Raw genomic sequence first — 9211 nt, 5'->3', positions numbered from 1 at the left:
TCTACTTCGCCTTCATCAGCCAAGCGTTTTAGAGTCGCGACAACGATATGAGCGGCATCGACGTTAAAGAAGCTACGCAGATTCTCACGGGTATCTGAGCGACCATAGCCATCTGTACCTAAGGTGGTGTATGGACGGCTATCTGGTAACCATGCACGGATCTGTTCTGAATAATTGCGCATATAATCCGTTGCAGCAACGACAATACCTTCGTGTGGTGCAAGCTGCTCAGTGATCCATGGCACACGCTCTTCATCCATTGGATGTAGGCGATTATAGTCATCACACGCCATACCATCACGTGTCAGCTCATTAAAACTGGTTACGCTCCAGACGTTCGATGTGATATTAAACTCATCTTTTAAGATACGTGCCGCTTTTTGTACTTCACGTAAAATAACACCAGAACCTAATAGCTGAACTTGGGCAGAACCATTATCTTCTAACAGATACATACCGCGCTTGATGCCTTCTTCCACGCCTTCTGGCATAGCAGGTTGCTCATAGTTCTCATTCATCACGGTGAGATAATAATAAATACGCTCGCCTTCAGCATACATGCGGCGTAAGCCATCATGCATAATCACTGCCAACTCATAACCATAACAAGGATCATAGCTCACACAGTTAGGAACGACGTTGAATAAGATTTGCGAATGACCATCTTGATGCTGCAAGCCTTCACCATTTAACGTCGTGCGACCTGCCGTTGCACCCAACAAGAAGCCCTGTGCTTGACAATCACCAGCCGCCCACGCCAAGTCACCAATACGCTGGAAACCGAACATAGAGTAATAAATGTACATCGGAATCATTGGCAAAGCGTTTACAGAGTAACTGGTTGCCAATGCAATCCACGCACTCATTGCGCCCGCTTCGTTGATACCTTCTTCTAACATATGACCATCGATGGCTTCTTTATAACCCATCAAAGCTTCACTGTCTTCAGGCGTATACTTTTGACCTACAGCAGAGTAGATACCCAATTGACGGAACATACCTTCTAAACCAAAGGTACGCGCCTCATCAGGAACGATAGGAACGACGCGGTCTTGAATGTCTTTGTTTTTTAGCATTGCTGATAATAGGCGCACAAACACCATGGTGGTTGATTGCTCTTTACCGTTACTGCCTTTTAAAACACGATCAAAGATAGATAAATCAGGGATATTCAATGGAATATGACCACTACGACGATTCGGCAGATGACCACCTAACGCTTCGCGGCGACCTTTCAGATACTTCATCTCTGCTGAATCTTCAGCCGGACGATAGAACGGTAGCGTCTCTAACTGCTCATCGGTAAATGGCAAGTCAAAACGGTCACGGAAATATACCAAGGCGTCTTGATCAAGCTTCTTGACTTGATGCGATTTATTAACCGCTTGGGTGGTAGATAGACCGTAGCCTTTAACTGTCTTAACCAAGACAACCGTAGGCTGACCTTTGGTTTTCATGGCTTCACTAAACGCGGCGTAAACCTTCATAGGGTCATGGCCACCACGGTTCAGACGTGAAATATCTTCATCCGTTAAGGCATCTGCCATCTCTTTGAGTTCAGGATATTTATTAAAGAAATGCTCACGTGTGAATTCAGGCGTACGCGCTTCATATAACTGATACTCACCGTCGACTGTCTCTTCCATACGGTGTTTTAGAACACCAGTATCATCTTTATCGAGTAAATTATCCCACTGACCGCCCCAAATAACTTTAATCACACGCCAGCCTGCACCGCGGAATACCGATTCAAGTTCTTGAATAATTTTGCCATTACCACGAACGGGACCATCAAGGCGCTGTAGATTACAGTTAACGACCCAAATCAGATTGTCCAGCTTTTCACGACCAGCAAGAGAGATGGCACCCAAGCTTTCTGGCTCATCGGTTTCGCCATCACCTAAGAATGCCCAAATCTTACGACCTTCTTTTTCTAATAACTTACGATTTTCCATGTAGCGATGAACGTGCGCATGGTAGATCGACATGATAGGACCCAAGCCCATCGAAACCGTTGGGAACTGCCAATAGTCCGGCATTAAGTATGGATGCGGATAGCTTGATAAGCCTTTACCACCGACTTCACGGCGAAAATTATCCAACTGATCTTCAGTCAAGCGACCTTCTAAATAAGAACGGGCATACATACCTGGTGCTGAGTGACCTTGATAGTAAATCATATCGCCGCCAAAATGATCGCTAGCCGCACGGAAGAAATGGTTAAAACCAGTTTCATATAACGTCGCACTAGAAGCAAATGAGGCTAAATGACCACCCAAATCGTCATCGTTTTTATTGGCGCGCATTACCATTGCCAAGGCATTGTAGCGAATTAAAGCACGAATCTTGCGCTCAATCGTCAAGTCCCCTGGGTACATCGGCTCATCTTCAACGGCGATGGTATTGATATAGGCTGTATCTAGACGGTTAAATGGCAGACCTTCTTGCACCCCCATATTATATAGGGCCTTTAATAAGAACTGCGCACGATCTTTATCAGCATGCTTAATCACAGACTCAAAAGCTTGCAGCCATTCCTGCGTTTCGCTGCTATCAGCATCCTTGTAATAATTCATCTTGTCTAATCCTTTTTTATCAGTTACCCCTACACGTTGGCAGGGTATTATTAAAACACAGAGTTATACATATTTTCGTAAGCAAACGATTTACCTAATGCGTTCCTTGCTGCATCTCGTCATTCCGTTATATGTCGTGGTTATTACAGACCAGTTGCTCATAATCAGCAACTGTAGTTTGGCATGGGGTTTAAACAGACATCGTAGTAAAAGTAAACGACAGCCGATATGCGACTTTCATCATCAAATGATATTGACACTCTATTATAGGCGTTTATCAACAGATTGTTTATAGCGATAAAGAAATGCCAATATGACAAGTATTTTTAAAATAAATAGTGATTATGTTTTTTCAAGCATTTGGAAAATTTGTTGGGAAATTCTGGTGATGGGCAGTGACTATGATATTTAGCAAAATATATGTATTTGGTCATATTAAATCTACCATTCATCTGTTTTCTAGCAAATTTATACGATTATTGCTTAATATGATGAATTACATAATACAAACAGCTTTTTGGTTATGTTTATTAGATATGTTTATATAAATGATGGTTAGTGAATATCAGTTTACAGGGATAGCAATATGTATCAGATCCAGCGTATCGTACGTACAAACGCTTCACAGTTATTTGATAGATATATCTGTCGAATGTTGCCGCTGATAACAGCAATCATTTTTCTTGCGATCAGTCATTCATCATTTGCACTTGCACCCAATCCCGGATCTAACCTAGCATGTCCGGCTGGTTCAACCAAAGGAGTATTCGATAACGGCAACTACACCAAGCTCAAAGAGAGTTTTGATACAAATACTTATCAAGCCATGACAAGCACATCAAGTTTGTCTATTCCATTGAAAATCAAAATGACCATTGAAGAGATCAACGTTAATGCTTCTGGTAATACGACTATGGTTACAGGAACCAGCACCAATCCTGCTATAGATATTAATAGAAACTTCAAGGACCTGACATCTCGTTCTGAGATCACTTTAGACTTTCAAAACACCGGGAATAGCGACTCTCTTTATTTAAATAATGTTGCCATAAGCGCGTTTGACATCGATAAGAACATAGGCAGCAATAAGACTGGCTGGGATGATTTAGTCAGCATCACCGGCATAACCCGAAACAATACTAAGATTAAAGGGACTTTCCAAAGAATATCTGGATCCAGTGTCGTTGAGCTAGGAAATGGGCTTCAGATCTCTTCTACAAATGCATCACTTAACTGCACTAATGCTCTTGATACAAATTGTCAAGGGTCAGTCTTATTTAGCGAGGATATCAGATCAGTCACTTTTAGCTACACCAATACTAATAATATCACTACGCCCACAAGTCAAAGGTTTCAGTTTCGAGTAGATAGCTACTGCCACACGCCGCAATATACTTTTTCAGGTATCGTTTTTAATGATAATGGTGGTATCACAGATGCTAGTGCTACTAATGCCAATATTACAACGGGTCCTTATGCTAATAACGCTAATTACTTTAACGGCATATTCGATAGCACGACACCCAACGCTGAAGCTGGTATTACTGGTAGTACTGTTGAGCTTATTCATTGTACAAACGGCTCTATTTATGGTTCGCAATTAGTTGACGCTAGTGCATCTACTATTGGTCAATATAAAATCAATGTTCCTCTTACTGCCATCAGCGGCAATACCAATAATCTCTGTCTAATAGAAAAAAATAGTAACCCTGGTAATATCTACACTATCCGTACCAATAGCGATAAGAGAGTAATTGCATTTGCAAATACTACTTACCATTATCCAAATAATAATTTTGGCAGAGTAATCGCTGCGAATGCTGCTTTAGTATTACAGAAATACCAGTTTGTAAATGACTGTAATGCCAGTACTTTAAGTTATTCTACAGTACCAACTACTTCTGATCCAAGAACTGGATTTAGCATGGACTCTATTTTAGGCAACATTACTCCACAGCAATGTATTGCTTATAGAATTACCGCCACCAACCGTGCAAATATCGCAATCAACGATTTTGTAATGCGAGATGTGTTACAGAAAAAAGGAGTAAATGGTGCTCAAGTTACTTCAGTACTTGCCAATCCTCCACTCTCAACGACTGATTATAATGCTGCAGAAAACCCCGCTATTGGAGCAAATGGTGAAGTCAGAACTAGAACCCTTGCCATCAATGCAAGAACCAATCGCGACCTTTACTTCAATACCAAATATGGTACTACGGCAAATCCTTAGTCATTCTTTTCCCTTACATCAACCCTGACCTTAAAAACTCTACTTTTTCCAACAAAAGCTCTATTTTATAAAATAGGGCTTTTACCGTTTAATCACCTCAAAATACCGTTTGTCTTATTTATAGTGAAATTTTGTATTTAGTTTGTGACAATGATATTAGAAGAAAGATCTGATGCCAGCTAAGCTTTAATAGATTACTGAATACAGTTTTTGAGTCATATAAGAGGACAACCAATTCTTATTAATAACAATAGTGTAAGCAAGGAATACTTTATGAAAGGTCTAAATGTTTTACGTACTGCCCTATTGGCTAGTCTAACATCGGTATTGTTATTAAGTACTGCACATGCCGATGATGCTTTAAAGATGGACTTAACTGCCAACCAAGTCATTAAAAGCGCAGCTGGTAAAACCAGCTATGTACCCGTTCGCAGTGCTCCAGCAGGTACTGTTATTCAGTATAAGGCTACTTATAGCAATATCATCAATAAGGATATTCAAGACCTAGCCGTTGTCTTACCTATACCTGCCAACATGACTTTTACTGGTGAAGCCAGTCCATCTAGCGCTCAAGCCAGCATTGATGGCAAGAATTATATGGATATACCTCTGATGCGTAAAGTCAATGGCAAGATGGTCAAAGTTCCGTTTTCTGAATACCGTACTCTACGTTGGAATATCAAGCTATTACCCGCACAAAAAACTGCTGTTGTGTCTCTAAATACCATCGTTGAATAGCACACTTATAGTGCCTCTTATTTAAATACTCTAGGAAACTTATCTTATGAAATCTAATTTATTCAAGTATTCTATGTTGACTGTTGGTATTGTTACTGCGATGGGTATTACTACTGTCAATGCAGCTACCCCAACAGGTGGTACTTCTGGCTCCTTTAACGTAACCAATAAAGCTACAGCATCATACACTGTAGCTGGCAATACTACTTCACAAACTGCAGAATCAAATGTAGTGACAGTTAATGTTTCTGAAACTGGTTCTTTTAGTCTAATCTCTACTGTTACAGATAATACTCCTAACGATGATTTCGGTAGAGATCGCCCTATCAATGCACAAGCGAGCTCAACGGTAGATTTCACTCATACCTTGACCAATGGCGGTAACGTTAACGATACTTATACTATAAATATTGCCAATGGGGCTGCTGATGATTTTGATTACAATATCAACAGTAGTGTTATTAAGTACCAAAAAGTTAATGCTGCGAATACGAATGTTGGTAGTGAGGTGACTGTGGTTAATGGTGGTACTATTGCATTAGCGCCAGGCGAAAAAGCATTAATCATTATTACAGCTCAAGCCGATACTAAACGTTTTGCAGATACCAATGGGATATTAACTGTAACAGCTGAAAGTACTTACCTAAAATCGAAACCTAGTAATACTGCTGCTACGACTTATACGGCCACTAATACTGATAACGCTCTAACCAAAACGCCCCTTTACGCTATCACAAAATCAGCTACTACCAATCTTGGTAATAAAAACTTAGATTTGAATAATGCCAATTCTTATGTCGATTATACTATCACTGTCAAAAACGATGGCAATATTGACGGTACTGCGGTCAGCATCTCAGATGACCTACCATCAGGTTTAGTAGCGATAGCAACAGGACAAGATAACTATGTAGCACCTACTGTTATAGCATCTAATGGTAGTGCCACAGGCACGGCTGTCCTCTCGAATAGCAATAAGACAATCACTGTAGCTGGTCAAAATATCAAAGTTGGTGAAACCATTACAGTCACTTTCCGTGCCAAAAAAGCAGACGGCGCAACGTCTAGTAGCTCATTCGTCAATTATGCAGTCGTCAGAGACAACACTAAAGATGATACTACTGCTAACACCCCTGATATTATCGATAGATCTGACAATGGAATCACTCCAGGCGGTCTTACTGAAAGCACTTACGAAGATCCCGCAAAACCTCTGGTAGGTGCAGACAATAATAACAATGCAACAGTAGAAACGACTAACCAACGTCGTGCTATTGCCATCACTGCTGGTGAAAATAAGGAAATCGCTCTCGTCACTCGTGTAACCAATAATGAAGTTTTCAATACTTATACTTATACCATCACGAACAATGGTACTGACATTACAGAAGCAGCAGGAACGGGCAATAATGCCAATGCGGTCAAACTGTCTATAAGACCCACTGCTACTAAAAATCCCGGTATTAGTGATGATCCTAATATCAGTATCGCACGGGTATACGTAGATGCTAACGACAATGGTAAGTTTGACACTGGCGAAACCGAACTTACTGGTATAAACGGTATCTATGATCTTAACGCTGCTACCCCTCTCGTCAATGGTACGCGGGCAGGATTAGCTCCAAAAGCCTTTGTCAAAATTGGCGTACAGGTTGCTTCGACAGGTCAAGGAAGTAACAATCCAAACTCTACAACAGATAATGTAAACAACATAGGTAACTTTGAAACGTTAACAGTGGCTGTACAGCCTAATGGTGCAGTTAGCGGTACTGCTGCACCTACTAGTACCGCTAGCAATCCATTATCGACAACATCTACTACGACCTTGCAAGGCATTAATCTGATGAAATATCAGATAGGTGCTGACTGTGATGCAAACCCTAGTGTTGCTGCTGATGCGTGGTCGACTGATCCTGTCAAAGCCAAAGCCGATCAATGTGTATTCTATAAACTAGAAGCCAAAAACACCTTTACTGATAGTCATAGAGTTGTTAACAATCTTATAGTTTCAGATACATTAGACTCTAAACTTACGTATCAAGCTAATAGCTTCTCAGCGTCTCCAACAGCTACCAGCCAAACCCTTGGTCAACTAATAACAGTGACCTTTGCGAGTATAGCTGCTAATACAACTGCCAACGTTATCTTTGCTGCAAAACCTTCACAAACAGGTACTAACTCAACCAATCCTTGATAAAAGATTAAATATCATACTTCTTCGACATCTATAGGTATCAAAAGATGCCTATAGACCAAAGCTCTAGCTTGAACCAATCGATTTTAAGTAATCAAGCTAGAGACGCTCTATTCTATTACCTCTTTATATTTTATTGGATAAGCGACTTATTATGACCTCTAGTGTAATCAATACGTCTAAAAGCTTAACATCAGGCACAGCCAAGGTTTCGGCTCTGATGCTTGCTATGTTGCTTATGCAATCAAATATGGCTTTTGCTGCCCCTAATACTGCTGTACAGACTATCACTAACATTGCTAATGCAAGCTACTACGTCGACAGTCAAGCTGCCATCGTTATCTCTAGCATCTCCAATCAAGTACAAGTTAAGTCGTCTGCTTTTCCTCAGTATGGTATCAGCTTAACCTCGCCACCAAGAAAGACGATTGCTCCTGGTTCAACCGCTAGTTGGGAAAACGTCCTGATTAATACCAGTTATAGCGATCAAACTATCGACTTGACCCTAACTGTACCTAAGAGCTTATCGGACGTAAAACTCTATCAAGACTTAAATGACAATGGGCGTTTCGATAAGGGTATCGATAAAGAGATTAAGTTAGATAACAATCTAACCGCTCAAATTACTTTAGGAAAAAGCGAGAGCATTGAGCTTACCATTCAGGCGTTATCTGATGCCAATGCTGCAGCCGATGATACTGCTACTATTAAGCTTGGTGCTGTTGTTGTCGAAGACCCTTCTATTACCGCTTTAGTGAATGATGAGCTTATCATCATTGAAACACGTCTCGATTTTATGCTGTATTCCTGGGATGGCTACAAAAGCAAATCTCAAATTGGCGAAGATATTTATCTTCAAGCTAGCTGTGCTAAATGTAACGTCCAAGATAGCGTGCGAGATGAAGTATGGATAAACATTACTTCCTCTAAAACAGGCGATACTTATTCAGTTAAAGCCATCGAAACTGGTGTGAATACCGGCAAATTCCGTGTAGAAGTACTAACAGAAAATAACGCCAATGCCATTAATGACGATATCATTCAAACGCTACAAGATGCTAATTTAGTTGCTAAGTTAGATGCTTATGTCGATGAAAATGGTGTAAAACAGCAAATTACAGAAGATATCAATAGCACTATCGCCATCGTTGATGAAGACCCTAGCTTACAGGTTACTAAAGAAGGCGATGTCAAAACTGCGGCTTTTGGCGATTATGTAAACTATACGATCAATATCAAAAATGACGGTGCTACAACCGCTTACGATGTGCAACTAAAAGACGCCCTACCACGTGGCTTTGCCTATGTGGATAGCAGCGTACGTATTGATAAAGCCCAAACGACTGAGTTTAAAACGGACGGCAAATACCAAGTTTTAAGTTTAGGTAATATGAATGCCGGCGAAACGAAAGACATTACTTATCGCGTCCTTATTGGCTCATCGGCATTAGGCGGTGACGGCATCAACCG

The 9211-nt window shown here is 40.7% G+C and carries 6 protein-coding genes and 1 pseudogene; 5 read left to right on the top strand and 2 right to left on the bottom strand.

What is annotated here, in order from left to right; genetic code table 11:
- The coding region (gene aceE / locus ABYU67_RS11250) for a pyruvate dehydrogenase (acetyl-transferring), homodimeric type (RefSeq protein ID WP_372845240.1) at positions 1 to 2576 on the bottom strand (2576 nt) is incomplete at its 3' end.
- Between the two features lie 586 nt (positions 2577 to 3162).
- On the opposite strand from aceE, the gene ABYU67_RS11245 reads away from it, so the two are divergent.
- Complete coding sequence (locus ABYU67_RS11245; RefSeq protein WP_372845238.1) at positions 3163 to 4809, top strand: hypothetical protein; 1647 nt, start codon at positions 3163 to 3165, stop codon at positions 4807 to 4809.
- A gap of 273 nt (positions 4810 to 5082) precedes the next feature.
- Positions 5083 to 5547 (top strand): hypothetical protein, encoded by a 465-nt coding sequence (locus tag ABYU67_RS11240; protein WP_372845236.1) that lies wholly within the window; start codon positions 5083 to 5085, stop codon positions 5545 to 5547.
- 39 nt (positions 5548 to 5586) lie between these two features.
- Here ABYU67_RS11240 and ABYU67_RS11235 read toward each other — a convergent pair whose 3' ends face one another.
- Complete coding sequence (locus tag ABYU67_RS11235; protein WP_372845234.1) at positions 5587 to 5907, bottom strand: hypothetical protein; 321 nt, start codon at positions 5905 to 5907, stop codon at positions 5587 to 5589.
- A 56-nt stretch (positions 5908 to 5963) separates the two neighbouring features.
- Between ABYU67_RS11235 and ABYU67_RS11230 the strand changes: the two genes are divergently transcribed.
- From ABYU67_RS11230 to ABYU67_RS11220, 3 genes and pseudogenes are all read left to right on the top strand, one after another.
- Positions 5964 to 6059 (top strand): sortase B protein-sorting domain-containing protein, encoded by a 96-nt coding sequence (locus tag ABYU67_RS11230; RefSeq protein ID WP_372845232.1) that lies wholly within the window; start codon positions 5964 to 5966, stop codon positions 6057 to 6059.
- Positions 6056 to 7741, top strand: a complete 1686-nt coding sequence (locus tag ABYU67_RS11225; RefSeq protein ID WP_372845230.1) for a hypothetical protein — start codon at positions 6056 to 6058, stop codon at positions 7739 to 7741. Before ABYU67_RS11230 ends, ABYU67_RS11225 begins: the two co-directional genes overlap by 4 nt.
- A 154-nt stretch (positions 7742 to 7895) precedes the next feature.
- Positions 7896 to 9211, top strand: a pseudogene (locus ABYU67_RS11220) (hypothetical protein); the annotation flags it as partial.

It is taken from the genome of Psychrobacter sp. (assembly GCF_041554015.1).
In the GTDB taxonomy this organism is placed as follows: domain Bacteria; phylum Pseudomonadota; class Gammaproteobacteria; order Pseudomonadales; family Moraxellaceae; genus Psychrobacter.
Note: the sequence above shows the minus strand (reverse complement) of the source record. Positions and strands in the feature narration are given on the sequence as shown.

Excerpts from the sequence above, each read along its gene's own strand:
- ABYU67_RS11245 (WP_372845238.1), top strand. The coding sequence starts at position 3,163 with ATGTATCAGATCCAGCGTATCGTACGTACAAACGCTTCACAGTTATTT.
- ABYU67_RS11240 (WP_372845236.1), top strand. The coding sequence starts at position 5,083 with ATGAAAGGTCTAAATGTTTTACGTACTGCCCTATTGGCTAGTCTAACA.
- ABYU67_RS11230 (WP_372845232.1), top strand. The coding sequence starts at position 5,964 with ATGGGGCTGCTGATGATTTTGATTACAATATCAACAGTAGTGTTATTA.